Source organism: Streptomyces sp. NPDC048290 (assembly GCF_040652095.1).
GTDB lineage: Bacteria > Actinomycetota > Actinomycetes > Streptomycetales > Streptomycetaceae > Streptomyces.
In genome coordinates, this window is sequence record NZ_JBEZLM010000016.1 from 176,018 (window position 1) to 200,067 (window position 24,050).

At 72.7% G+C, this 24,050-nt stretch carries 21 protein-coding genes and 2 pseudogenes; 11 read left to right on the top strand and 12 right to left on the bottom strand.

The window, feature by feature from the left end:
- The first annotated feature begins 308 nt into the window (after nucleotides 1-308).
- Entirely contained in the window at nucleotides 309-1,073 is a 765-nt protein-coding gene (locus AB0D49_RS26535; protein ID WP_362761753.1) for a (5-formylfuran-3-yl)methyl phosphate synthase, read from the top strand.
- Nucleotides 1,074-1,139: 66 nt separating this feature from the next.
- A complete protein-coding gene (locus AB0D49_RS26540) occupies nucleotides 1,140-2,246 on the top strand; it encodes a zinc-binding dehydrogenase (RefSeq protein ID WP_362761812.1) in 1,107 nt (368 codons plus the stop codon).
- A 156-nt stretch (nucleotides 2,247-2,402) separates the two neighbouring features.
- On the opposite strand, the gene AB0D49_RS26545 is transcribed toward AB0D49_RS26540, so the two are convergent.
- The 4 genes and pseudogenes from AB0D49_RS26545 to AB0D49_RS26560 form a co-directional block, all read right to left on the bottom strand.
- A complete protein-coding gene (locus AB0D49_RS26545) occupies nucleotides 2,403-3,308 on the bottom strand; it encodes an SAM-dependent methyltransferase (RefSeq protein ID WP_362761755.1) in 906 nt (301 codons plus the stop codon).
- Nucleotides 3,309-3,514: 206 nt separating this feature from the next.
- Nucleotides 3,515-3,658: pseudogene (locus AB0D49_RS26550) on the bottom strand (cytochrome P450); the annotation flags it as partial.
- A pseudogene (locus AB0D49_RS26555) lies at nucleotides 3,648-3,908 on the bottom strand (FAD-dependent oxidoreductase); the annotation flags it as partial. The pseudogenes AB0D49_RS26550 and AB0D49_RS26555, both read right to left, overlap by 11 nt.
- Nucleotides 3,895-4,101: a ferredoxin gene (locus AB0D49_RS26560; protein ID WP_362761757.1), complete on the bottom strand. Its 207-nt coding sequence runs from the start codon at nucleotides 4,099-4,101 to the stop codon at nucleotides 3,895-3,897. The gene AB0D49_RS26560 and the pseudogene AB0D49_RS26555, both read right to left, overlap by 14 nt.
- Nucleotides 4,102-4,404: 303 nt before the next feature.
- Between AB0D49_RS26560 and AB0D49_RS26565 the strand changes: the two genes are divergently transcribed.
- The 4 genes from AB0D49_RS26565 to AB0D49_RS26580 all read left to right on the top strand — a co-directional run bounded on the left by AB0D49_RS26565 (nucleotide 4,405) and on the right by AB0D49_RS26580 (nucleotide 11,024).
- On the top strand, nucleotides 4,405-6,135 hold the full coding sequence (locus tag AB0D49_RS26565) for a hypothetical protein (RefSeq protein WP_362761759.1): 1,731 nt from the start codon (nucleotides 4,405-4,407) through the stop codon (nucleotides 6,133-6,135).
- A 245-nt stretch (nucleotides 6,136-6,380) separates the two neighbouring features.
- On the top strand, nucleotides 6,381-6,533 hold the full coding sequence (locus AB0D49_RS26570; RefSeq protein WP_362761761.1) for a hypothetical protein: 153 nt from the start codon (nucleotides 6,381-6,383) through the stop codon (nucleotides 6,531-6,533).
- Nucleotides 6,509-10,543, top strand: a complete 4,035-nt coding sequence (locus tag AB0D49_RS26575; RefSeq protein WP_362761763.1) for a metallophosphoesterase — start codon at nucleotides 6,509-6,511, stop codon at nucleotides 10,541-10,543. Before AB0D49_RS26570 ends, AB0D49_RS26575 begins: the two co-directional genes overlap by 25 nt.
- Before the next feature lie 76 nt (nucleotides 10,544-10,619).
- Nucleotides 10,620-11,024, top strand: a complete 405-nt coding sequence (locus AB0D49_RS26580; protein ID WP_362761765.1) for a metalloregulator ArsR/SmtB family transcription factor — start codon at nucleotides 10,620-10,622, stop codon at nucleotides 11,022-11,024.
- Nucleotides 11,025-11,050: 26 nt separating this feature from the next.
- Here the strand turns inward: AB0D49_RS26580 and AB0D49_RS26585 are convergent, their stop codons facing one another.
- Genes AB0D49_RS26585 through AB0D49_RS26595 form a run of 3 tightly spaced genes read right to left on the bottom strand, consistent with a single transcriptional unit; the run spans nucleotide 11,051 to nucleotide 13,349 of the window.
- Nucleotides 11,051-12,208, bottom strand: coding sequence for an LLM class flavin-dependent oxidoreductase (locus AB0D49_RS26585; protein ID WP_362761767.1), 1,158 nt, complete (start codon nucleotides 12,206-12,208; stop codon nucleotides 11,051-11,053).
- A complete protein-coding gene (locus tag AB0D49_RS26590) occupies nucleotides 12,205-12,846 on the bottom strand; it encodes an NAD(P)-binding domain-containing protein (RefSeq protein WP_362761769.1) in 642 nt (213 codons plus the stop codon). The genes AB0D49_RS26585 and AB0D49_RS26590 overlap by 4 nt, the downstream gene beginning before the upstream one ends.
- Complete coding sequence (locus AB0D49_RS26595; RefSeq protein ID WP_362761771.1) at nucleotides 12,846-13,349, bottom strand: MarR family transcriptional regulator; 504 nt, start codon at nucleotides 13,347-13,349, stop codon at nucleotides 12,846-12,848. The genes AB0D49_RS26590 and AB0D49_RS26595 overlap by 1 nt, the downstream gene beginning before the upstream one ends.
- Before the next feature lie 181 nt (nucleotides 13,350-13,530).
- Here AB0D49_RS26595 and AB0D49_RS26600 point away from each other — a divergent pair, with 181 nt between their 5' ends.
- From AB0D49_RS26600 to AB0D49_RS26610, 3 genes are all read left to right on the top strand, one after another.
- On the top strand, nucleotides 13,531-16,734 hold the full coding sequence (locus tag AB0D49_RS26600) for a LuxR C-terminal-related transcriptional regulator (RefSeq protein ID WP_362761773.1): 3,204 nt from the start codon (nucleotides 13,531-13,533) through the stop codon (nucleotides 16,732-16,734).
- Between the two features lie 81 nt (nucleotides 16,735-16,815).
- The gene (locus AB0D49_RS26605) at nucleotides 16,816-17,454 is read left to right on the top strand and encodes an isochorismatase family protein (RefSeq protein ID WP_362761775.1); all 639 of its coding nucleotides are present in this window, start codon (nucleotides 16,816-16,818) and stop codon (nucleotides 17,452-17,454) included.
- A 125-nt stretch (nucleotides 17,455-17,579) separates the two neighbouring features.
- Complete coding sequence (locus AB0D49_RS26610) at nucleotides 17,580-18,647, top strand: LacI family DNA-binding transcriptional regulator (RefSeq protein ID WP_362761777.1); 1,068 nt, start codon at nucleotides 17,580-17,582, stop codon at nucleotides 18,645-18,647.
- 59 nt (nucleotides 18,648-18,706) lie between these two features.
- Here the strand turns inward: AB0D49_RS26610 and AB0D49_RS26615 are convergent, their stop codons facing one another.
- The 3 genes from AB0D49_RS26615 to AB0D49_RS26625 form a co-directional block, all read right to left on the bottom strand.
- Entirely contained in the window at nucleotides 18,707-19,525 is an 819-nt protein-coding gene (locus AB0D49_RS26615; RefSeq protein ID WP_362761779.1) for an alpha/beta fold hydrolase, read from the bottom strand.
- A 343-nt stretch (nucleotides 19,526-19,868) separates the two neighbouring features.
- Nucleotides 19,869-20,171, bottom strand: coding sequence for a hypothetical protein (locus tag AB0D49_RS26620; protein WP_362761781.1), 303 nt, complete (start codon nucleotides 20,169-20,171; stop codon nucleotides 19,869-19,871).
- Between the two features lie 185 nt (nucleotides 20,172-20,356).
- Nucleotides 20,357-20,608, bottom strand: a complete 252-nt coding sequence (locus AB0D49_RS26625) for a hypothetical protein (protein WP_362761783.1) — start codon at nucleotides 20,606-20,608, stop codon at nucleotides 20,357-20,359.
- Nucleotides 20,609-20,951: 343 nt separating this feature from the next.
- Between AB0D49_RS26625 and AB0D49_RS26630 the strand changes: the two genes are divergently transcribed.
- Together AB0D49_RS26630 and AB0D49_RS26635 are read left to right on the top strand one after the other, a co-directional pair.
- On the top strand, nucleotides 20,952-21,704 hold the full coding sequence (locus AB0D49_RS26630; RefSeq protein ID WP_362761785.1) for a DUF5919 domain-containing protein: 753 nt from the start codon (nucleotides 20,952-20,954) through the stop codon (nucleotides 21,702-21,704).
- Complete coding sequence (locus tag AB0D49_RS26635) at nucleotides 21,691-22,158, top strand: NUDIX domain-containing protein (protein ID WP_362761787.1); 468 nt, start codon at nucleotides 21,691-21,693, stop codon at nucleotides 22,156-22,158. Before AB0D49_RS26630 ends, AB0D49_RS26635 begins: the two co-directional genes overlap by 14 nt.
- A 147-nt stretch (nucleotides 22,159-22,305) precedes the next feature.
- On the opposite strand, the gene AB0D49_RS26640 is transcribed toward AB0D49_RS26635, so the two are convergent.
- Together AB0D49_RS26640 and AB0D49_RS26645 are read right to left on the bottom strand one after the other, a co-directional pair.
- Nucleotides 22,306-22,818 carry a VOC family protein gene (locus AB0D49_RS26640; protein WP_362761789.1) on the bottom strand — a complete coding sequence of 171 codons (513 nt, stop codon included), beginning with the start codon at nucleotides 22,816-22,818 and terminating at the stop codon, nucleotides 22,306-22,308.
- Nucleotides 22,819-22,851: 33 nt separating this feature from the next.
- Complete coding sequence (locus AB0D49_RS26645; RefSeq protein ID WP_362761791.1) at nucleotides 22,852-23,853, bottom strand: acetylxylan esterase; 1,002 nt, start codon at nucleotides 23,851-23,853, stop codon at nucleotides 22,852-22,854.
- Between the last annotated feature and the right edge of the window lie 197 nt (nucleotides 23,854-24,050).

Here is a 24,050-nt window from a genome sequence, read left to right on the forward strand (position 1 = left end):
ACGGGCGAGGCAGCGCGGTGACGGTGGGGCGCCCATCCGTTGGGCACCCGGAGCGCACGGCGGCAGGCGCCCGGCCCCAGCCCCGCGCCCGGCGCGGACGGCGCGCCCGCCGGGCGGACCGTGATCCGAGCGGGCATCGCACGCCCTACCCGGCGCCACGCACACCCCGCACTGTGGAGTGTCCGTACAGGAACGAGACGAGACCGCACCCCCGTGACCCGTGACCCATGACCCGTGACCCGTGACCCGCGACCGGTGTACGCGTGACCCGGGCCGGGCGGACGCGGTGGAAGTGGAAGGAGACCCGCTTGCTGCTGCTCATCTCCCCGGACAGCGTCGACGAGGCCCTGGAGTGCGCCAAGGCGGCGGAACACCTCGACATCGTCGACGTCAAGAAACCCGACGAGGGGTCCCTGGGCGCGAACTTCCCCTGGGTCATCCGGGAGATCCGCGAGGTGGTCCCCGCGGACACCCCGGTGTCCGCCACCGTCGGCGACGTCCCGTACAAGCCGGGCACGGTCGCCCAGGCGGCGCTGGGCGCCGTCGTGTCCGGCGCCACGTACATCAAGGTCGGGCTCTACGGCTGCACCACTCCCGGGCAGGCCATCGACGTCATGACCGGGGTCGTCCGCGCGGTGAAGGACCATCGGCCCGACGCCCTGGTCGTCGCCTCGGGCTATGCCGACGCCCACCGCATCGGCTGTGTCGGCCCGCTCGCCCTGCCGGACATCGCCCGCCGCTCCGGCTGCGACGCGGCGATGCTGGACACCGCCGTCAAGGACGGCACCCGGCTCTTCGACCATGTACCGCCGGACGTCTGCGGGGAGTTCGTCCGCCGCGCCCACGCGTCCGGACTGCTCGCCGCCCTCGCGGGCAGTGTGCGGGCGGCGGACCTCGGCGCGCTGACCCGGATCGGTACCGACATCGTGGGGGTGCGCGGCGCGGTCTGCGAGGGCGGCGACCGCGACGCGGGACGGATCCGCCCGCAGCTGATCGCCGCGTTCCGCGCGGAGATGGACCGGCACGCCCGCGAGGCACCGCCAGGCCCGCCGGTACCCACCGCCACGGGCTGACCCCGGTACGGCACTCTCCGCCCGTCCGTCACCCACCGCCCCGAGCCCCCCGGAGGACCCATGCCCCTGACCTTCCGGGCGGCCGTACTGCGCACCTACGACGGCCCGTTCACCGTCGAGGACCTCACCCTCGCCGCCGCACCGGACGACGGTGAGCTGCTGGTGAGGATCGCGGGCTGCGGGATGTGCCGCACCGATCTCGCCGTGCGGGACTCGGCGGGACGCTCACCGCTCCCGGCGGTGCTCGGCCACGAGGGCGCCGGGACGGTCGTGGCGGCGGCGGGAGCGGACACCGGCGTCCGCACCGGCGACCATGTCGTCCTCAGCTTCGACTCCTGCGGCCGGTGCCGCGGCTGTCTGCGCGCGGCCCCCGCCTACTGCGACTCCTTCGCCGACCGCAACCTCTTCGGCGCGGGCCCGGCCCACCCGGCGCGCCCGGCCGGAGCGGGAGGCGGGACGCTGGCGCCCCGCTGGTTCGGACAGTCGTCGTTCGCCGAGTACGCCGTCGTCCCGGCCCGCAACGCCGTCGTGGTCGACCCCGCCCTGCCGCTCGCCCTGCTCGGCCCCCTCGGCTGCGGCTTCCTCACCGGCGCCGGGGCGATCCTGAACACCTTCGCGGCGGGACCCGGCGACACGGTCGCCGTCCTCGGCGCCGGGGCGGTCGGACTGGCCGCGGTGATGGCGGCGACCGCGGCGGGCGCGGTGACCGTGGCCGTCGACCGCGACCCGACCCGGCTCGCCCTCGCCGAACGCCTCGGCGCGACCCCGCTGCACGCCACCCCGGACGACCTGGGCAGCCTGGCCGAGCGGGTCCGGCGGCTGACCGGCGGCGGCGCCCAGTACGCGCTGGACACCACCGCCTCCGCACCGCTGATCAACACCGCGCTGCACGCCCTGCGCCCGACCGGCCACCTCGCCCTGGTGGCCCGGCTCCGCACCGCGCTGACCCTGGAGCCGGGCGCCCTGGACCGGGGCCGCCGGATCTCCCACCTCTGCGAGGGCGACGCCGTACCGGCGCTCCTGATCCCCCGGCTGATCGCCCTGTGGCGCGCCGGACACTTCCCCTTCGACCAGTTGATCCGCACCTATCCGCTCAGCGAGATCGACACGGCGGAACGCGACTGCGCGTCCGGCCGCACGGTCAAACCCGTCCTCGTACCGGACCCGGACTGACCCCGCACCGGACGGTCGGCGGACAGCACGGCACGCGCGCGCCCACCACGAGCCACGGGCCGACCATGGGTCACGTCCGACCACGCCATGGTCGACCACGGGCCACGGTCGATCACAGGTCACGGCCGACCACGGGCCCGGACCCGGCGAAAGGGCCTACGCGCGCGGCTTCGCCGCGAACACCCACCGATTCCCCTCCAGCGCGTCATGCGGCTCGGGCAGCGGGCCCCGGCCGTGCCGTCGGGTGAACTCGAAGGGCGTGTGGACCGTCGTGTGCCAGCCCCGGCCCGACAGTTCGCCCGCGGAGTCGGGCCGCCGCTCCAGCGAGAACAGGGCGAGCAGATCGATGCCGATCTGTTCCCTGGTCGCCGCGTAGATCGCGCTGTCGCGGTAGTGGAGGAGATCCTTTTCGAGCTTCACCTCGTACGCCAGGGCGCTCCCGGCCGCGCTCAGCCGCTCCACCTGGTCGACGAGCCGTCGCTCGGCGGCGTGCGGCAGATAGAACAGCAGCCCCTCGGCCAGCCACACGCTCGGCACAGCCGGATCGAACCCGGCACCGGTGAGCGAGGCCACCCAGTCGTCCCGCAGATCGGCCGCCACCGGCACCCGCGCCGCGCGGGGCAGGGCCGTGAGCGCGCCGAGGACCCGGTGCTTGAACTCCAGGACGCCGGGCCGGTCCACCTCGAAGACCACACAGTCCGGCGGCCACGCCAGCCGGAACGCCCGGGAGTCCAGCCCGGCCCCCAGCAGCACCACCTGCCGTACGCCGGTCCGCGCCGACGCCAGCAGATAGTCGTCCAGCACCCTGGTCCGCAGTCCGAAGTACCGGGCGAACCGGCCCCAGAGCGGATCGGCGTCCCCGCCCGGTACCTGCTCCGGGCGGACCGGCCAGCCCGCCGACACCGGGGCCGCGCGCACGAAGTGCTCGGCGAATCCGTCCCGCGCCAGACTGTCGGGCCGATGCGTCTCCAGGGCACGCGCCGCGGCGACCAGCAGCGCGGTCACCCCGACACCCCCGCCCACCCCCTCCGCACCGGCCTTCTGATGCGCCGTGTCGGCCATGTGTCCTCCCTGGGGCGAGAGCGAGCGGGTCCCGAGCCGTCCCACTGTCCGGCCGCCCACGCCCGCCCCGCCCGGTGAACGCGGGCACGTTCATCCGAACTGATGACGGTCCGATGAACTGTGCGCGCGGCCCGTCGTGGGGGAACCGCCGCGGATGTCGCAGGACGCACCGGTGCCGGACGGGCCTCGGCGGGCGTACCGCGTCGCTACAGGTCCACGAGGAGATGCCGGGGCCCCCGCAGCACCGGGCTGCGGCGGTACGGCGGTGGGTCCGTCACCAGGTGGGGCGTGTCCAGGGCGCGCAGCAGTTCCGTCAGGGCGATGCGGGTCTCCGTGCGGGCCAGCGGCGCGCACCCCCAGCAGCCAGCGGGCGTCCACCTCCCGGCGGGCGGGCAGCCCGGTGTCCGCCGGGTCGATCCGCCCGAGCAGCACCCCCTTGGACAGCGGCGGCCGGTCGTACGGCGGCGCGGTCTCCTCCCCGACGAGGGTCAGCTCCCCGGCGTAGCCGCCCTCGCGCAGCGCCTCGGCGGCCCGCAGCCCGGCCAGCGACGCCCCGGCGATCACGATCCGCCGGGGCGCCGGACCGTCAGCGCCCGCCACCCGAGGGACCGCCCGCCGTGATCGCCTGCACCGGACAGGCGGCGACGGCCCGGCGCACCCGCTCCCGCTGCCCGGCGGGGACCCGCGGCAGATACAGCAGGGCCTCCTCGCCGCGCAGCTCGAACACGGCCGGGGCCAGGAACACGCACTGGGCGTATCCCTGGCAGCGGTTGAGGTCCACCACGATCCGCATGCCGCTCCGCTCCCTGGCCCGCCGTACCGGTCCCGCTCCTTTCCGTCCTACTGGGTACGGCCCCGGCCCGCAGCCGGGATGGGCCAGAGGAAGGACGCCCCCTCTAGGACCCCCCTCCAGGACCCCCCTCCAGGGCCCCCCTCCAGGACCCCCCTCCAGGACCCCCCTCCAGGACCCCCCTCCAGGACCCCCCTCCAGGGCTCCCCACTCCCCGGTGAACAGCGCCGATCATCCGCCCCCAGGTGATCACCCCCGACTACGCTGGGTGGCCGCACGCGCGGCGCACCGCTCGGGAGGGCACCCATGGACGACCACCTCGACCCCGTTCACGACCTCGACGACCACGACTACTACGACCTCGGCACCCACACCCGTCCCGTCACCACCACATCCCCCGAGGCCCAGCGCTGGTTCGACCGCGGTCTGGTCTGGACGTACGGCTTCCACCACGAGGAGGCCGCCCGCTGCTTCGCCAAGGCCGCCGAGGCCGACCCCGGCTGCGCCATGGCCCACTGGGGCATCGCCTACGCCCTCGGCCCCAACTACAACAAGCCCTGGGAGTTCTTCGACGAGGGCGACCTGACCCGTACCGTCGAACGCGTGCACGCGGCCGTCGAGCACGCCCGGCGGCTCGCCGACGGGGCCGCCACGCCCGCCGAGCGCGCCCTGATCGCCGCGCTCGGCGCCCGCTTCCCGCAGTCCCGCCCCGCCGAGGACTGCTCGGTGTGGAACGAGCCGTACGCCGACGCCATGCGCGGCGCCTACGAGAGCGACCCCGGCGATCTCGACCTGGCCGCCCTGCACGCCGACGCGCTGATGAACCTCACGCCCTGGCAGCTGTGGGACCTGCGCACCGGCGAACCCGCCGAGGGCGCCCGCACCGCCGAGGCGCGGACCGTGCTGGAGCGGGCGCTCGCCACGCCCGGCGGACGCGACCACCCCGGGGTCGTGCACCTGTACATCCATCTGATGGAGATGTCCCCGTACCCGGAGCGCGCGCTGACCGTCGCCGACCGGCTGCGCGGACTGGTGCCCGACGCCGGACACCTCGCCCACATGCCCTCCCATCTGGAGGTGCTCTGCGGGGACTACCGGCGGGTCGTGTCGGACAACACCGCCGCCATCGCCGTCGACGCGAAGACCGTCGCCCGGTCCGGCGCGATGAACTTCTACACCCTCTACCGCTGCCACAACATCCACTTCAAGATCTACGGCGCCATGTTCCTCGGCAGCTCCGAGACCGCCCTCGAAGGGGCCGCGGAGCTGGAGGCGGCGATCCCGGAGAAGCTGCTGCGGGTGCAGAGCCCGCCGATGGCCGACTGGCTGGAGGCGTTCCTCGCCATGCGGGTGCATGTGCTGATCCGGTTCGGCCGCTGGTCCGACATCCTGGACCTGCGGCTGCCCGAGGACCCGGAGCTGTACAGCACGACCACCGCGATGACGCACTACGCCCGGGGGGTCGCGCTCTCCGCCACCGGCCGGGTCGCCGAGGCGGAGGCCGAACGGGAGCTGTTCCGCGCCGCGGTCGGCCGGGTCCAGGACACCCGCATGTTGTTCAACAACACCTGCGCCGACATCCTCGCCATCGCCGGCGCCATGCTGGACGGCGAACTGGAGTACCGCAGGGGCGACTTCGACGCCGCCTTCGCCGCGCTGGAGCGCTCGATCGACCTGGACGACAACCTGCCCTACGACGAACCCTGGGGCTGGATGCAGCCCACCCGGCACGCGTACGGGGCACTGCTGCTGGAGCAGGGCAGGGTCGCCGAGGCCGCCGCTGTCTACCGGGCGGACCTCGGCCTGGACGACACCCTGCCGCGCGCCCGCCAGCACCCCGGCAATGTCTGGGCGCTGCACGGCCTGCACGAGTGCCTGGTCCGGCTGGACAGGACCGAGGAGGCCCGGATCCTCGCCCAGCCGCTGACGACGGCCCTCGCCCTGGCCGATGTCCCGGTGGAGGCGTCCTGCTTCTGCCGCCTGGACACGGAACCGGCACCTGTCGCGTCCGCGCGGGGCACCGGTCACTGCTGCTGACCGCCACGACGGGCCGTATGTCCTGACCGCGGCCCGTCGTTCCCGTCGCCGCCCCGCCAACGGCGTGCCCCACGCCGTAAGTTGCCGGTCTCTCTCCGCTCCGCCGCTGTTCAGCGGCCCGTCGGTCTCCCCGCGTCCCGCCAACGGCGGCCCCCGCACCGTCGGTTGCCGGTCCCTCTCCGCTCCGCCGCCGTTCATCTGAGCTGCCGAAGATCCGCCATGGGCATCCCGTGGCATCTTCCGGCGTGCCCCTCATCACGCGGCGCATCCGGAAGGACGGCAACCCATGGGGCCAGTACGGCGGCGAAGACGACCGGGAGGCGGAGGCGGAGGCGGCGGAGGCGGAGGCGGCGGACGGCGACTCGCGGGGTCCGTGCTCGCCGCCCTGCTCCTGCTGACCGGCACCGCCCCGGCGGCGACCGCCACCGACACCGCCGTCCCCGGGCGGAGCGGCACGGCGGACACCACCGACGCATCCGCCCCCGGGCGGAGCGGTACGACCGACAGCACCGACGCATCCGCCCCCTCGCGGAGCGGTACGACCGACGGCACCGACCCGTCCGCCCCCTCGCGGAGCGGCACGACCGACACCACCACCGCCACCACCCTGCCCGCCCTCACCCCCGGTGACGGCAGCTATCTGGAGGGCACCCGGACCGTCGAGGCCACGGCGACCCTCGCCGGTGACTCCGTGACCCGGCTGACCCTCGACGGTGAGCGGCTCGACGCCGAACCCACCCTCGGTGTCTCCCGGCTCGGCTTCGACGTCGGGTCCAACTCCGTCGAGGCCCGCTACAAGAACCACCTCGTCGTCAACGGCGACCACCGGATCGACCTCGGTGACCTGGTCAATGAGCGCGGCACGGTCGACATCCCCAACCAGTACCTGGTCAAGGGCGAGAACATCATCGAGATCCGCACCGGCGCGGTCGACAGCGCCTGCGGTCTCAACCACGACGACTTCATCCTCTCCGACATCACCCTCGATCTGCTCGGCGAGGTCGCCGACGGCGAGGAGAACGCGTACACCTACTCCTTCGGCGACGGCAGTTGCGGCTCCAACCCGGCCTATGTGAAGGAGGCCAGGCTCACCTTCTTCGTGCTGGGCGACCCGCGTGACACCACCGGGCTGCGCACCGCGCTCGACACCACGACGCTGCGCAACGGCACCCACACCCTGGCCGCGCGCACCGAGTCCGGCAAGACCGTCCGCAACCGCGTGACCGTCAACAACGCCCCGGCGGGCGCCCCCCGGCTCACCCCGACGGACGGCACCCTCGCCAAGGGCCGCCAGCCGGTCTTCGCGAGCCTGCCCGCCGGAGCCGACGGCTCCACCGCCACGCTGACCGTCGACGGCAAGGCCCCGGTCACCTCTCCGCACCTGGGCAACGGCGCCGCGACCTTCTCCTTCGACGTCGGCGCCAACTCCCTGGACGACCGCTACGACAGCCACCTCCTGGTCAACGGCAAACGCGTCGACCTCGGCGGCACCTGGGTCAGCCAGCGCGTCGACCTGGCGATACCCGCCCGGCACCTGGTCCCCGGCGACAACACCCTCACCATCGTCACCGGCCCCTACAAGGAGAGCTGCGGCGACAACCGCGACGACTTCGACCTCTCCCACCTCGCCCTCACCCTCCCCGGCGCCACGGTCACCGGACACGGCATCGCCGACTCCTACGCCATGGGCGACGGCACCTGCGGCTCCAGCACCACCCGGCTGCGCGAGGCCGAACTCCGGTTCACCGTCGACGCCCCGGCCGTCCCGGTCACCGAGACCCTCGGCTCCGGCGACGCCACCCTCGGCTTCAGTGTCGGCGCCAACTCCATCGAGGCCCGCTACGGCAACCACGTCCTGGTCAACGGCCAGAAGCTGCCCCTGGACGGCGACTTCGTCAGCCGGCACGTCGACCTGACCTTCCCCAACGAGTGGCTGGTCCCCGGCTGGAACACCCTGGACCTCGTCACCGGCACCCTCACCACGTCCTGCGGCGACAACCGCGACGACTTCACGGTCTCCGGCATCACCCTCACCCCCGCCCAGGGCACCGCCGAAGGCCGGATGCTCAAGGGCTCGTACGGCATGGGCGACGGGAACTGCGGGGACAACGTCAACCCGCTGACCGAGATCGACCTCACCTTCTACGTCGAGGGCCCCGCTCAGGGACTGCGCGCCGATCTGGAGACCGCGCGGATCGCCGACGGCACCCACACCCTCGCCGCCACCTCCGCCACCGGCAAGCAGGCCACCCGCGTCCTGTCCACCGACAACTCCGCGCCCCGGGTGGTGACCAGCGCCCCCGCCGCCGGTCAGCGGATCAGCGCCGCCGTCGTCCTCGACGTCCGCGTCGACGACCCCTCCGGTGTGGTCGACGGACCGCATGTCACCCTCGACGGCACGGACATCGAGCCCGGCGCCACCGTGGGCCCGGGGCTGTCCGCCGGTGCCCACGCCCTCGCCGTCACCGCCACCGACGGACTCGGCAACACCAGCACCCGCGAGCTGAGGTTCACCTCCGCGGGCATCCCCGACGCGCCCGCCGCGCTCACCCCGCCCTCCGGCACCACGGACGCGGGACGGGACGTCACCCTGTCCGCGCGGGTCGGCGAACCCGAGGGCGGCCAGGTCACCGCCACCTTCTCCGAGGCCGAGATCCTCACCCCGGGCACGGTGTACCAGGGCACCGCCCCCTCCGTGCCGACCACCCTCAAGGTCCCCGGGGAGAAGAAGGTCAGGGCCACCGGGCTCGCCCCCGCCGACGGCCGCACCCTCGACGCGCCCGCCGCCGAGGAGGTCGGTTACCAGCGCTTCGACGTCCGGGTGAAGGGCGGCGCCGACGCGCCCGTACTGCGCTGGGAGGGGACCATCGACCCGGAGCGGCTCGCCGCCCTACGGGTGTGGAACACCCGCACCGACCGGTGGGACGTGCTGACCAGCGCCCGTGGCGCCGCCGAGGGCGACACCCGGCTCACCTCCGTGGTCGACCGCTCCTACGTCGACCGGGGCACCCTCCATGTCATGGTCACCGGCGAGGACCCGTTCGCCGACGACATCGAGGCCGGTGACCCCGACCGCTTCGCGGACCCGGACTCCTACGACTTCTCCCTCGTCCACTTCACCGACACCCAGTACCTGTCCGAGGGCGCCGTCGAGCAGGAGACGGCCGCGGAACGGGCCGTGTGGGAGCGGGCGTACGGCGACATCACCCGCTGGATCGCCGCCCACCAGGACGAACGGAAGATCGCGTATGTCGCGCACACCGGCGACATCATCGAGAACAACATCCGCGAGCCCGCCGACGAGGCCACCCGGCGGCAGATCACCGGCGAGATGGAGATCTCCTCGAAGCAGCAGAAGATCCTGGACGACGCGGGCGTGCCCAACGGCGTCATCGCGGGCAACCACGACAACCAGTCCGGCACCGAGACCGGCCCGGACGCCCTCTACAACCAGTACTACGGCCCCGACCGCTATCAGGCCCTGTCCGAGGGCTGGGAGCACGCCGAGTACGGCGGCCCGTGGCGCGCGGGCGACAACCAGAACCACTACGAACTGTTCTCCGCGGGCGGCCTGGACTTCGTGGTGGTCGGCCTGTCCTACGGCGTCACCCGCGAGGAGGCCGCCTGGGCGGACTCGGTCTTCGCCCGGTTCCCCGACCGCAACGGCATCCTGCTCTCGCACGACTATCTCGCGCCGAGCACCAGCCCCGACGGCCGCGGCGCCGGATTCTCCGCGCCCGACGGCTCGATGCTGTTCAAGACCGTCGTCCAGGACAACCCCAATGTGTTCCTGATCCTCGCCGGTCATGAGCACGGCGTGGGGACGAACGTGAAGCCCAAGGTCGGCGAGGTCGCGCACGGTGTGGTCGAACTCCTCGCGGACTACCAGTTCTACACGGTCTCCGCGGACCGGCTCGGCCTCACCGAAGCCGGCGGCTACCAGCCCGACGACCAGCTCCGGTTCGGCGCGAGCTTCTTCCGGATGCTCCAATTCGACGTGGACCGCGCGGAGTTGACGGTGGACACCTACTCACCGCTGCTCGACGAGTTCGGCGCCACCGAGTACGACGCCGACCACCGCTACGACGGCACCGAGGACAACATGGTGCTGCCGATCGACCTCACCACCCGGACCACGTCCTTCTCGACGGACTCCCTGGCGCTCTACGACCCCGTGGACATCGTCGGCCGCGTCAAGGCCGCCTCCGGTACGACCGCGAAGGTGACCTGGAAGGGACTCAGGCCCGGCTCCACCCACGCCTGGTTCGTCACCGCCCGCTCCACCGGCGGCGGGGTCACCGCCTCCGAGCCGAGCGTGTTCGTCACCCGGGACGCGCGCGGACGCCCCGGCACATGGGGTCCGGGCAGCCCGCACTACCCGTGGTTCGGCCCGTCCACGACCCGCTGACCCGTCCCGTCCCGACCAAGGGAACCGGTGCGCGCGCCCGGCACGACACCCGGGCGTGGCCGGTTACGATACTTGCATGGACGCGCAAGAACCGGCCTGGGACACGACGGCCGCCGAACGGGCGGTGGCCGTCCTCAAGGCGGTCGCCGACCCCTCCCGCTACCGTCTGCTCTGGGCCCTGAACGGCCGTGAACTCCCAGTCAGCGAACTCGCCCGGCTGCTGGGCGCGCATGTCGCCGCGACCTCCCAGCACCTGGCGAAGCTGCGTGCCGCGGGCCTGGTCTCCACCCGCCGCGAGGGCACCCGCATCTTCTACCGCGCGGACGGTGTCGGCCCCCTGCTGACCGAGGTCCAGCTGATGGCCGACTCCGGCACCGGGCCACCCGCGGGGGGCGGTCCGGAGCCGGACGGGGCCGGGGCGGCGGAGCCGGTGCGGGCGCCCCGGACCCGCGGGGCCGCCCGGCCCGTCTGGGAGGGATAGCCGACACAGCCCCGGGCATCGCCGGGTCAGGCGGCGGCCTCCTCGTCGGCCCGCTCGGCGAGCAGTTCCCGGACGCGCGGGACGACCTTCGTCCCGTACAGCTCGATGGCGTGCAGGATGTCGCGCTGCGGCATCCGCGGCATGGCGAACTTCAGGTTGAAGCGGGTCGCGTCCAGCTTGGGCAGATTGGCGGCTATCTTCCGGGCGACCGTCTCGGGCGACCCCACGTACAGGGCGCCGTCCGGTCCCACCTCGTGGCGGAACTGGTCCATGCCCGGCACCCGGAAGCCCCGGACCGGCGCCATCTTCCGCATGGCGTCCTGCATCAGCGGCGCGAACTGGTCGAACGCCTCCTCGTCCGTGTCGGCGAGATGCCCCGGGGTGTGCATCCCGATCGGCAGTTGTGGACGCCCGGTGTCGGCCCGCACCGCCCGGTAGAGCTGGGTGAACGGCTTGAACCGCAGCGGGTTGCCGCCGATGATGGCCAGCAGCAGCGGGAAGTCCAGCTTGGCGGCGCGCAGCACCGACTGCGGGTTGCCGCCGACGCCGATCCACGCGGGCAGCGGCCCGCTCTCCGTGAACGGGACGATCTCCTGGTCGGTCAGCGCGGCCCGGGTGGTCCCCTCCCAGGTGACCGGCCCGCCCGCGCGGATCCGCGCGAACAGCCGGGCCTTCTCGTCGAACAGCACGTCGTAGTCCGCGAGGTCGTACCCGAACAGCGGGAACGACTCCGTGCTGGAGCCACGGCCGAGGACGACCTCGGCCCGGCCGCCGGACAGCGCGTGCAGGGTGGAGTAGCGCTGGAAGATGCGCACCGGGTCGTCGGAGCTGAGCACGGTGACCGCCGAGCCCAGCCGGATGCGCGAGGTCTGCCCGGCGATGGCCGCGAGGACCACGTCCCCGGCGGGCATCGGGAAGTCCTCGGTGTGGTGCTCGCCGATGCTGAAGACGTCCACGCCGACCTGATCGGCGAGGACGCCCTGCTCCATGACGTCCCGGATGGTCTGCGCGTGCGACAGCGGGCGTCCCTGGCCGTCGGCGCCACGGTCGCCGAAGGTGTCCAGCCCGAATTCGAGCGGGAAGGCGCGGGCGGCCTCGCTGAAACCGGCGCCGTGGGTGACGGCCTGGGTGCCGGACGGGGTGGTGGCCTGGGTACCGGACGGGGTGGTGGGCTGGGTGCTCATGATGCGATCTCCTCTGCGAATCGGTCCTGGGTGAGGTCGGCGCCGAAGACGGGGCCGCCGGGCTGGAGCGCCCGCCCGGCCGTCAGCGGCATGAGGGTGATCGGGTCGTAGCCGACCCGGTCGAGGACGGTGGCGATCAGCTCGACGGCCTCCGGGTCGTCGCCCGCGACCCCGAGGGCGCGGCGGTCCGGGGCTCCGGCGGGACGCCGGGCGTCGTCGAGTTCGTGGTAGCCGATGTGGTTGAAGGACTTGACGACGGTCGCCCCGGGCAGCCGGTCCCGCACGATCTCGCTGGACCCCCGGTCGGGGTCCTCGAACAGGTCCTGCACGCCGTCGACGGGCGGCCAGTAGTTCATGGTGTCGATCACGGTCTTGCCGGTGAACCACGCGGGATCCAGCGCGCCGAACCGGTGCAGCGGCAGGGCCAGGATCACGATGTCGGACTCCGCGACGGCGTCGGCCGCCCAGCGCGGCTTCGCGTCCGGCGCCAGGAACGACATGATCAGCGCGATCCGGTCGGGATCGCCGGAGGCCGCGATGGAGACCGCGTACCCGGCCTCGGTGAGGACCTTGGCCAGGATGGGGCCGGTGTGCCCGGCTCCCAGGACGGCGATGTGCGGCTGCGGTGCGGTGGTCATCACGGACGCTCCTTGGGCAGATGCGCGCGCAGGCTGGTGAGGATGTCGTCGAGGGCGTCGAACTGCTCCGGGCTGAGCGCGTCCGCGAACAGTTCCTTGATCGCCCGGGTGTGCGGTGCGGTGGCGGCCCGGAAGGCGGTGGCCCCGGCGTCGGACAGCACGATCTCGGTGCCGCGGTTGTCCCCCTCGCAGTCCTGCCGTGTGATGAGCCCGCGCTTCTCCAGCCGGGCCAGCTGGTGCGAGAGCCGGCTGCGGGACCAGTCGATCGCGTCGGCCAGCGTGGAGGACCGCATCCGCCGCCCCGGCGCCTCGCTCAGTGCGAGCAGCACCTGGTAGTCGGCGGGCGACAGCCCGGTGTCCTCGGCCAGCCGCGCGCCGAGCCGCCGCCCGATGTCCCCGGTGGTGTCGATCAACGCCCGCCAGACCGCGAGTTCGGCGGAGGTCAGCCGGGACCGGGAGGACGCCGGGGCGGGGTCCGGTCGCGTCGGTCGCTGGTTCGTCATGAGGTTCACCGTCCTGTGGTTGACGCGTCAATAGTACGGCTATCTAATTGACGCGTCAATCACCTCGGAACGCGGGCGGGGCAGTGGGCGGGCGGTCTGGGCGACCCGCCCGGTGTCGCGCCGGTGAGGTGCCGGTGACGAGACAGGGACGGAGTACGTCATGACAGGGACGGAGAACGTGATGAGTGGCAGCAAGCCGCTGGGCCGTGGTGCCCGGATCGTCGGCCGTGCGCAGGACATCGCACGGCTCCGCGAGGCGCTCGGGCTCGGACGCGGGCCGGGGTCGGGGTCGGGGCCGGACACCGGGTCGCGCGGCGGGTCCGGGCGCGGCATCCACCTCATCGGGGAACCGGGGGTGGGCAAGACCGCGCTGCTCGACGCGGTGGCGGCGGCGGTGGCGCGAGTCGGTACGGCGCCGGGCTCTTCGGCGGCGGGCGCCTCGGCACCGGATACCCCGCCGTCGGGCTCCCCGGCGGCGGACCCACCGCCCGGTAGGCCACCCGGCACCCGGGTGCTGCGGGCCGGGGGCGTCGCCTACGAGTCGGACGTGCCGTTCGCGGGCCTGCATCAGCTGCTCGCCCCCCTACTGGAGCAGGCCCGGCCGCTGCGCCCCGAGTACCGCACGGCGCTGGACACCACGCTCGGTGCGGGCACCGCACCCGCCCCGGACCACCTCCTGATGGTCAACGCCGTGCTGGCCCTGCTCCGCCGCAGCCCCGCCGACCCGCCACTGCTCCTGATCGTCGACGACCTGCCCCGGCTGGACCCGGCCAGCGCGGCGATCCTCGGCTCCGTCTCCCGGCGGCTGATCGGCACCGGGATCGCGTTTCTGGCCGCCTCCCGCACCGGCACGCCCAGCCTGTTCGACCACACCGGTCCGGACGCCTACGAACTGGCGCCCCTGGACGACGACTCCGCCCGACTGCTCCTCGCCGGGCACTGGCCGGGACTCGCGCCGCCGGTCCGGGAGCGGGCGATCGCCGAGGCCCGGGGCAACCCGGCCGCGCTGCTCGACCTGCCGGGCGGGCTCACCTCCGCGCAGCGCGCGGGCACCGAGGACCCCCCCCTCGCGCTACCGCTGAACGACCGGCTGCGCGCGCTGTTCGCCCCGCCCACGGCCACGCTGTCCGGCCCCGCCCGACGGCTCCTGCTGGTCGCCGCCCTCGACCGGACCGGCGACCCCGGAGTACTGCGCAGCGCGGCCGGGGGAGTGACGGGGGAGGGACGGGCGGTTGGGGGAGTGACCGGGGACGGCTGGCCGACCGGGGGAATGGCGGGGGATGGATGGCCGCCTGGGGGAGCGACAGGGGAGGGACGGGACGCCGGGGAATCGCCAGGGAAGGAACGGGCGGAGACCGCCCCCGCCCCGCCCCCTGCTCCCGCCGAGCCCACCACCTCCGCCCCGACCTCCCCGACCTCCGCCACTTCCCCCACCTCCGCCACATCCCCTATTCCCCCCACATCCCCCACCTCCGAGGCCGACGAAGCCCTGGCCGACCTCGAACGCGAGCGCATCCTCCGCCCCGGCCCCGCCCGCCGGCTCGTCTTCGGCCACCCCCTCACCCGCGCCGCCGTCCTCGCCGACTCCACCCTCGCCGAACGCACCGCCGCGCACCTCGCGCTGGCCGGGGCGCTCGGGGACCGGCCCGAGACCCGGACCTGGCACCGCGCCGAAGCCGCCCTCCACCCCGACGACGAGGTGGCCGCGCTCCTCCAGCGGGCCGGGCACACGGCACGCCACCGCGGCGACCCGCACGGCGCCGTGACCGCCCTGACCCGCGCCGCCGAGCTGAGCACCACCGAGGGCGACCGGGTCAGACGGCTGGCGGAAGCGGCGTTCCTGGTAGCCGAACCGGCCGGTGACCCCACCCGGGCGGCGGACCTCCTGGACCGGCTGAGGGACGCGGAACCGGCCGGTGACGCGCTGCACGCGGCGGCCGTCGCCGCCCAGCTGCTGATCCACACGGACGGCGGCCTCGCCCTCGCCCACCGGCTGCTGCGTACGGCGATCGAACGCGCCGGACCCGTCTACGACGCGGGAGACCCGGCCCTGGTCGACGCCCTGCACACCCTGCAACTGCTCTCCTGGTGGACCGGCCGCCCGGACAGCTGGACCCCGTTCCTCGACACGGTCGCCCACCTGAAGCCGGGCCCGCCGCCCCTGCTCGCCGTGGCCGCCCGGACCTGCCCCGACCCGGCACGCACCGCGCCGGACGCCCTGCCCGACCTGGACGCCGTACGGGGAGCCCTGTGCGGCACCGACGACCCCAGCCTGCTGTCCCGGGGCGCGACGGCTGTCTTCTACCTGGACCGGGTCGGCGAACTGAAGAACCGGCTGCGGCGACCGGTCACCCCGCCTCCGGGCCTGCCGTCCCCGCCCCGTCCCCCCGGCATTCTGCTGCACCTGGCCATGGAGCACTGGCTCAGCGGCGAGTGGGACGAGGCCGGGCGTCTCGCGGAGGAGGGAAAGAAGCTGACGGACGCCGCCCACCCGTTCTTCGCCTGGTACTTCCAGTACGTCCAGGCGTTGCTGCACGGCGCACGGGGCGAGACCGGTGCCGGTGCGGAGCTGGCGGACCGGATGCTGGACTGGGCGGCCCGGCAGGGCGTGGGCGCCGCCGCGTCCTTCGCCCACCAGGCGCACACCCTGATCGCCCTCGGCGCGGGCGACCACGAGCGTGCCTACCGGCACGCGACCGCCCTCACCCCCGCGGGCACCCTCGACCACTACACCCCGCACGCCCTGTGGGGCGTGTACGACCTGGTCGAGGCCGCCGTACGGACCGGGCGCCCGGAAGCCGCCGCCGCGCATGTCCGGGCCGCGCGCGAACTCGGCGTGGACCGGCTCTCGGACCGCTACGCCCTGCTCACCGAAGGCGCCGCCGGGCTGGCCGAGGCCGACGACGACACGGCCGTCGCCCACTTCCAGCAGGCGCTCGCGGTGCCCGGCGCCGCGCGCTGGCCCTTCGAGGCGGCACGGGTGAGGCTGGCGCTCGGCGAACGTCACCGGGCGGCGGGCGACCGTGGCGCCGCCCGCGAGGCACTGACCGCCGCCGCCGACGCCTTCACGCCGCTCGGCGCGACCCCCTGGGCCGAACGCGCCCGCAGGCAGCTCCCCGCCGCTTTCCGCCCCCGCCCCGACGGGGCCCTGCTGACCCCGCAGGAGGAGGAGATCGCCCAGCTCGCCGCGTCGGGCCTGACCAACCGGCAGATCGGGGAACGCCTCCATCTCTCCCCCCGCACGGTCGGCGCCCACCTCTACCAGATCTTCCCGAAGCTGGGGATCACCAAGAGGGCCGCCCTGCGCGACGCGCTGACGAACGGCGTGCCCGCTGCCCGCGCGGTCGAACGACCGTCGACCGGCCCGGAGATCGCGGATGGATGACCGATGCCCGACGGGTGCCCCGGCACGGAGTGTGGAGCCCGAAGACACCGAACGGCCGACGGCCGCGCGAAAGGTAGGGCAATGACAGGCAAGAGCAACGCCATCTGGGACTCCGAGGACTGTGTGCTGCTGCTGATCGACTACCAGGACGGCGTCCTGGACCTGATCTTCGAGCAGGACCGGCGGGTCATCGAACTCAACGCCCGGACACTGGCGACCTTCGCCCGTGCCATCGGCGTACCGGTGGTCCTGAGCACGGTGGGCGTCGAGATGGGGGTGAACACCCCGACGATCGACTCCCTCCAGGCCGCGCTGCCGGACACCAAGCCCATCGACCGCTCCCAGATGAACGCCTGGGAGGACGCCGAGTTCGTGGCGGCGGTCAAGGCGACGGGCCGCCGGAAACTGGTGATCGCGGGCGTCGTGACCTCCACGTGCCTGGCGCTGCCGACGGTGGACGCGCTGGCCGACGGCTACGAGGTCGCGTTCGTCGCCGACGCCGTCGGGGACGCGACGAAGGAGTTCCACGAGACGGCACTGACCCGCCTCACCCACGCCGGGGCGGTCCCCATGACCACGGTCGCGATGATGGCCGAGTGGTTCCGGGACTGGAAGTCACCGCTCGCCGCGGCGGCGCGGGACCTGTGGGTGCCGTACAAGGAGGAGTGGGCGGCCTTCAAGCGCGACCCGCGCGTCGCCACGCCGAAGGGCCTCGGCTGACCCCACCCGGCCCTCCCCGCCCGCAGCGGGGAGGGCATGTCTTGCCCTCTGACCAGGTCACGACCTACTGTGAATGCGCTTTCATTCGACTGCGCGCCGCGCTGACCACCCGGGGGTATGGCCCGATGAGTACCGCTCCGACGGTCTACGACGTGGCGGAACGGGCTGGTGTCTCCATCGCCACCGTGTCCCGCGTCTACCGCAGCCCCGACACCGTGCGCGCCGGGACCCGGGACCGTGTGCTGGCCGCAGCGCGCGACCTCGGCTACGTCCCCAGCGGCAACGCCCGCGGCCTCGCCAGCCGCAGCACCGGCGTCCTCGGTCTCTGCTTCCCGGACTACTCCGACCCCGACGCGGAGGCCGCCGACGCCGAGGACGAGGACGCGGCGATGCTCTACTCCGACCAGATCATCCGCGGCATGGAACGCGCCGCCCGCCGCCACGGCTACGCCCTGCTCATCGCCGCCTCCCTCAAGGGCGGCCCGGAGAGCCTGGTCGCCACGGTGGCGGGCCGCGTGGACGGCTTCGCGGTCATGGCCCGTACGGTGCCGACGGCGGAACTGGAGGTCATCTCGCGCCGCCAGCCGGTGGTGATGCTCGCCGGACCGCGCGAGGGCGGGGAGCGGCTGGACCACCTCGACCACATCGAGGTCGCCAACCGCGAGGGCCAGCGCGAGCTGACCCACCACCTCCTGGCCGACCACCACCTGCGCCGCCTCGCCTATGTCGGCTCGGCCGAGGAGTCCCCCGACGTGGAGGCCCGCTTCCGCGGCTTCCAGGACGCCTGCCGCGAGGCCGGCGCACCCGTGCCGGACGCCCCGGACCTGCGGGTCGCCATGATGACCCAGGCGGAGGGCGCCCGCGCCGCCGACGCCCTGTGCGACCGCGCGGGCCCCCTGCCCGAGGCCCTGGTCTTCGCCAACGACCAACTCGCCGTGGGCGCCCTGCACGCCCTGGAACGCCGCGGCCTCAAGGTCCCCGACGACGTGGTCGTCACCGGCTTCGACGGCATCACCCTGGGCCGCCTGGTCCGCCCCACCCTGACGACGGTCCGCCAGCCGATGCTGAGAATGGGCGAGGCGGCGGCCGACCTCCTGGTCTCCCGCCTGAACGGCACCCACACCGGCGCCCCGGAATCCCAGATGCTCCCGGTGACCTTGGCGCGGCGCTCAAGCTGCGGGTGCGGGGAGTAGTCGCCTTCCGAGGGCGGGGGAACGCGTTCGAGTGCCGGAGGGACCCGGAACCAGCTCAGCTACGGCGTAGCCGTCAGCCAATCCGTCACGGTGCGCGTGACGAACGCCTGGTACTCCTGGCTCCGGGGGTCGAGATACTTCGGATCGTCGTGAACGGCGAAGCCGTGCTGCGCGCCTTCCACGGGAACGAGCCGCACCGGAGCGGTGAACTGCGGCACCGCGTCCCGGGACGACCCGAAAGTCACCAGCGTGTCAGCCGTGCCATGCACGATGAGCGTCGGTGCCCGCACCTCCCCGAGCGCTTCGTGCGGCTTGAGCCAGAACACCTCGTTGAGCAGCGGGCGGCCGTGGCGGAGCGTCGGCGTGAACGGGAGTGCTCCCCGTTCCGTCAGCTCGGCCGCCGCCTCCTCGCCGATGCTGTCGTCCGTCCAGTAGTCCCGGCTGTCGATGGTCCGTCGCTTGTAGTCGAGCTGTGGATTGAACAGCACGAGACGCGAGACCTCATCGGGGCGCTTGGCGGCGTAGTAGGCACAGATCCCACCGCCGAAGCTGGCACCGAGCAGGGTGATGTCCACCGCACCGGTGGCCTTGCGGAGATGGGCGAGCGTGACACGGATGTCATTGAGGACGCTGGAGAGCGTCAGCTCCTCCTGTCTGCCCTCACTCTGGCCGTGACCACGCACATCACACCGGAGCGAAGCAACACCTGCCTCCATGAGACCGGTTGCGAGCCTTCCGAAGAACCCGCCCTCTTCGCGGGTGACACCACCCCCGTGGACGAGTGCCACAGCACGGGAGGTCGGCTGTCCTGGTGCCACCAAGGTGCCGGCGAGGTGAAGACCGTCAAGGGTACGGACGCTCACCTCTGTCGTCGGCATGGGACAAGCGTAGTGCCGCCGGTTCGACGGCTGGCAGAAGGCGATCGGGGGGAATCGTCGGCATGGGGCGGATGGCCGGTTGGTGCACCCTCCGCCAGGGTCCTTCCTGTCCACCGGGCGGAGGGGCGATCACCGGGCCGCTACCAGACCCCCGGCGGGCCGTCACCGGTCCGGCAGCGCGGGCAGCGGCACGGTGGCCAGCGCCGGGTGCCGATCCCGGGGAGCACCTCACCGGGCCGGTACACGATCACCGGGGTACGGTCCACGCGCTCACCGTCCGGACGCACCCGGTACGTCTCGATCGTCAGACACGAGGCACCCGGAGCGGGAGGCGTACCGGCGATCACCGCGCCCCCACCTCCCCGCCATCACTGTCCCCGGACGGCTGCCGGGGAACGAGCCGGTCCATCAGCTTCCGCAACCGCCGGGCAGCACGCTGGAACTCCGGATCGTTCGTGAGAGCGTCGTCCAGCGGGTCGGTGTACTCGAACGTGTGGCACCCCCGATGACCGGCGAACAGGCTGCACACCGTGTCGTGCGCGGTGGGCCCGGAGGGGGTGTTGCAGTCGGGGACGACATGGAACACGTCGGGTGGACAGTTCTTCGCCCACCGGGCCCACACCTCCCCGTCGCTGGCATCGTCCAACTCCCACACCAAGGCGTGATGACGGCCCCCGGAATGCTCCTGAAGGCGGCATCGCAGGGAGGGCTGAACGGTGTCCGGAGGGCTGGAATCCTCGACCGACACGAACATGATCGCGATCAGGTCGACCGGCATCACGGCTCGCGCGCCGCACCTGTGGGGCGGGGGCACGGACCGGCCCTCTTCGATCAGCGAGACCACCGGCCACCCCCCGGCATCGTCTTGGGGGTCGACGCGTCCACGCACACAGCACGCACCGAGCCCTCACCGGCCCGCCGAAGCGTGAACGCGAGCGCCCGCCGACGCCACCGTTCCCGCTCGCTGTCCTCCCAGTCACGGACCCGCTCCCGCTCCCGGGCACGGTCGTCCTCACCGGCCGGGTAGTAGGGCCGCACCAGGACCGCCGTACCGGCGTCGAACTCGCTCTCGGCAGCGGCCACATACGGCCGGACCAACGCCGTAACCGCCCCGTTCAGCGGCGTATGGGCCCCGTAGGGGGACCGGGGCGCGGGGGCCTTGGGAGCCGGACGAGTACCCGCCCGCCGCTTCCCCTCCCCGGGCAGTAAGACACCCATCACCCAGCCCACGAACGGGCGGATAAACTTCACCATGTTGACCTGCGCTCTCAGGTTGGCCACGCCCCCGGACGTTTGCGCGTCGCGGGGGTCTTGTGTGTCGTCACGCTTCCGTCCGCTGAGGGGCGTTGCTACCGCCTTCCGGGACCGTTAGGAACGGAGACGGGCTATCGTCTAAAGCGTTCCTAACGTCCCGAAGGGGGTACGCGTGAACGAAGCACTGCGACGAGCCATGGCCAAGGCGCATATGAGTGACCGTGAGTTGGCCGCTCGCTGCGATGTCGACGCCAAGACGGTCGCCCGCTGGATCACTCAGGCGGGCCGCATCCCTCACGCAAGGCACCGCTGGGCCGTCTCCGAAGCGCTCGGGGAGCAGGAGGGCGTGCTGTGGCCCACGGCAGCGAAGACAGCGATCAAGATAGGGCCGGACCGCGAGGTGGCAGAGGTGTTCCCGTATCGGTCCGCCTGTCCCGCTTCACTGTGGCGAACGCTGATTGCGAATGCCCAGCGAGAGCTGACTTTTGCGGGCTACACGAACTACTTTCTCTGGCTGGAACAGGCGCGCTTCGGCTCCGCACTCCGAAGCAAGGCGGCGAGCGGCTGCCGTATCCGCTTCCTTGTTGGCGACCCTGACAGCGACTTGACGCGGTCGCGTGAAGAGGAAGAGGCCGTGGCACTCACCCTCTCCACCAGGATTCGAGTGACACTCTCCGAACTGGAAAAGGTGCGTGGTTCAGTCGACGCACGGTTCAGTTCCGGGCACGCCTACCTGAGTGTCTTTCGGTTCGATGACGACATGATCGTTACTCCCCTGCTCACTCACAAGGTCGGCCACGACGCCCCTACGCTGCATCTACGCCGCCACCAGGACGACGGACTTTTTGACCGTTTCGCATCGCATGTCGAGGAACTCTGGTCGCGAGGCAGGCCAGTGTGGAAGGAGCCCAATGGGCAGGCGTGACTACGAAGACGACCCCAAAGCGCCAAAGGCAAACAGCCTGGTACCGGCCGCTTCAACGGTCGTGGTGGACAACGACGGTCGTATCCTGTTGCAGCGCCGTACCGATAACGGCATGTGGGCCCTTCCAGGTGGGGCAATGAAGATCGGTGAGTCCCTGCCGGAATGCGCGATCCGCGAAACCCGCGAGGAAACCGGTTTCGATGTCGAGATTGTCGGCATCGTAGGCACCTACACGAATCCCCGGCATGTCTTTTCCTACGACGACGGTGAGGTCCGCCAGGAGTTCTCGATCTGCTTCCTTGCCCGGCCCGTTGGAGGACGACTGACCGTCTCCGACGAGTCCACCCAGGTGGATTGGTTCCAATCGTCAGAGGTTGATGACCTCCCCATGGTCACCAGCATCCGGAAGCGGGTGAACGACTGGCGGAACGGTGTGATGCCCGCCCTCCGCTGACCGCCGTCCTTGATCGCTCCATGCGTCGTCCCCTGCACCGCTAGGACCCGAGCAGGGGACTTCCGTACGGTGCTTTCCGAGTTGCCAGCGTGTAGCGTCCGCCGGCGCGAACACCCACCACAACCCGCACGCACCCCCCACCACCCCCTACCTCTCCGGCGTGATCCCCATCGCCGCAAGATCCCGCCCCACCTGACCGACGGAGTCAAACGGCTTCGCCGCGGTGAACACGACCCGCACCCCCTCCGGCGTACCCACCACCACATCCCGTGTGTTCCATGGCGTGTCCCGAGGCCCCTCGACCGACCCCGCCCCCACCGCCCGGCACGCTTCCACCAGCGCGTCTATCTCCCCCAGCACACACGCGAAACTCACACTGAGCCCCGCCGCACCACTCCCCACCGCGCCGCTCTCCCCCGGAACCAGCAGCACATCCTGAAACGCCCACCGCCGCAGATGCACCACCCCACCCGGAATGGAGAACAGCTCGAAGAACCCGAGAGCGCGGGTCCAGAAGTCCACTGACGCCCCCACATCAGCCGTCGGGACCGTCACGAACATGGGCATCCCGTAGATGCCGCGGAACGGCTCAGGCGCCACCGCATCCGGCCCCGGAACAGGCACGGGACTCATCTCGAAGGCGTTGAAGTAATCGCTCATGCCCCCACCCTGCAACCTTCCGCAAGGTCAGGATCAACCCCTGGCCCCCAGCCATCGCCCGAAGAACGCCTCCACGACCCCCGCCAACCGCCCCCTCTCCTCCGCCTCCCCCGCAAACCCGAAATGCCCCGCCGACAGAACGAACAGCTCCCGCTCCCCACCCAACCCGTTGAACACCGCGAACTGCCCCGGCGGCGGCACCGCGGGATCGAACAACGCGGGCGCACACAACACCGGCACTCCCACCCGCCCCGCCGCCACCGCCGCGTCGAAGTACCCGAGCACCCCCATGACCCTCGCCGCCACGTCCCCCGAACCCGCGCGGAGCACCCCCCGCACCGCCTCCCCACTCCCCACGCACGGCAGTGTCACCCGCAGCGGATGATGACCGAACGTCGGCACGGTCAGCGCCGCCGCCCCGAACCGTTCGTCCCACGGCAGGGCCAGCGCCCCCAGCCCCCCGCCGAAACTCTCCCCGAGATACCCGAGCCGCCCCCGCCCGGCCAGCCCCGGCGCCAGCTCGGTCAGCGCGGACGCGGCCCCCCACAGGTCGGCCACACACTCCCCGATGACATAACTGTCCCGGTCGCCGATGCCGTGCAGCACATGCCGTTCCGCGCTCGACGGCACCTCCGCCCGCAGCCCCCGTACCGGCATCCCCGTCACACACGGCAGCAGTGCCGCCGAGCCCGGCAGCGGCAGCGGCAGGGCGTCGCCGACCCCGTCCCGGCCGCCGTACCCATGTCCGATCACGAAGCCGTGCCGGACGGGCTCACCCTCGGGCGGCAGCACCAGCCAGCCCCCGCACCGCCCGGACGCCGACGCGTACGACACCTCGTAGACCCGTCCGTCCGTCCGCTCCTCGACCAGCGGGCCGACCCATGGCTCGGGGGTCACCCGGGCCGCCGCGTCCCACCGGTCCCGCCAGAACGCGTCGAAGTCGTCCGGCGCGGGCGGCGGCGCCACATCGAGCAACTCGGGCAGGGTGAAGCCGTAGGCGGGGTCGAACGGGAAGTCATGTACGAGCGCGGACATGCCCCGACCCTAGGCCCGCAGCAGCCGACCCTAGATCCTCACCCCGCCCCAAGCTCCCCGCACAGCGCCCCCCACCAGCGCGGTATCCATCACATCCCCTTCACCCACACCCCCCGCGCCACTTACGTTGACCCAAGCGCCCACCTCGGTACGAACCACCGCGGACCCGGGCGAACAAGCGCATCCATCTCGCACCC

What these genes read in the sequence shown, in the direction of transcription:
- AB0D49_RS26610 (WP_362761777.1), top strand. Translation starts at nt 17,580, where the DNA reads ATGAGTACCGCTCCGACGGTCTACGACGTGGCGGAACGGGCTGGTGTC.
- AB0D49_RS26640 (WP_362761789.1), bottom strand. Translation starts at nt 22,818, where the DNA reads ATGAGCGATTACTTCAACGCCTTCGAGATGAGTCCCGTGCCTGTTCCG.
- AB0D49_RS26585 (WP_362761767.1), bottom strand. Translation starts at nt 12,208, where the DNA reads ATGAGCACCCAGCCCACCACCCCGTCCGGTACCCAGGCCACCACCCCG.
- AB0D49_RS26560 (WP_362761757.1), bottom strand. Translation starts at nt 4,101, where the DNA reads ATGCGGATCGTGGTGGACCTCAACCGCTGCCAGGGATACGCCCAGTGC.
- AB0D49_RS26600 (WP_362761773.1), top strand. Translation starts at nt 13,531, where the DNA reads ATGAGTGGCAGCAAGCCGCTGGGCCGTGGTGCCCGGATCGTCGGCCGT.
- AB0D49_RS26645 (WP_362761791.1), bottom strand. Translation starts at nt 23,853, where the DNA reads ATGTCCGCGCTCGTACATGACTTCCCGTTCGACCCCGCCTACGGCTTC.
- AB0D49_RS26545 (WP_362761755.1), bottom strand. Translation starts at nt 3,308, where the DNA reads ATGGCCGACACGGCGCATCAGAAGGCCGGTGCGGAGGGGGTGGGCGGG.
- AB0D49_RS26565 (WP_362761759.1), top strand. Translation starts at nt 4,405, where the DNA reads ATGGACGACCACCTCGACCCCGTTCACGACCTCGACGACCACGACTAC.
- AB0D49_RS26605 (WP_362761775.1), top strand. Translation starts at nt 16,816, where the DNA reads ATGACAGGCAAGAGCAACGCCATCTGGGACTCCGAGGACTGTGTGCTG.
- AB0D49_RS26580 (WP_362761765.1), top strand. Translation starts at nt 10,620, where the DNA reads ATGGACGCGCAAGAACCGGCCTGGGACACGACGGCCGCCGAACGGGCG.
- AB0D49_RS26595 (WP_362761771.1), bottom strand. Translation starts at nt 13,349, where the DNA reads ATGACGAACCAGCGACCGACGCGACCGGACCCCGCCCCGGCGTCCTCC.
- AB0D49_RS26590 (WP_362761769.1), bottom strand. Translation starts at nt 12,846, where the DNA reads ATGACCACCGCACCGCAGCCGCACATCGCCGTCCTGGGAGCCGGGCAC.
- AB0D49_RS26635 (WP_362761787.1), top strand. Translation starts at nt 21,691, where the DNA reads ATGGGCAGGCGTGACTACGAAGACGACCCCAAAGCGCCAAAGGCAAAC.
- AB0D49_RS26615 (WP_362761779.1), bottom strand. Translation starts at nt 19,525, where the DNA reads ATGCCGACGACAGAGGTGAGCGTCCGTACCCTTGACGGTCTTCACCTC.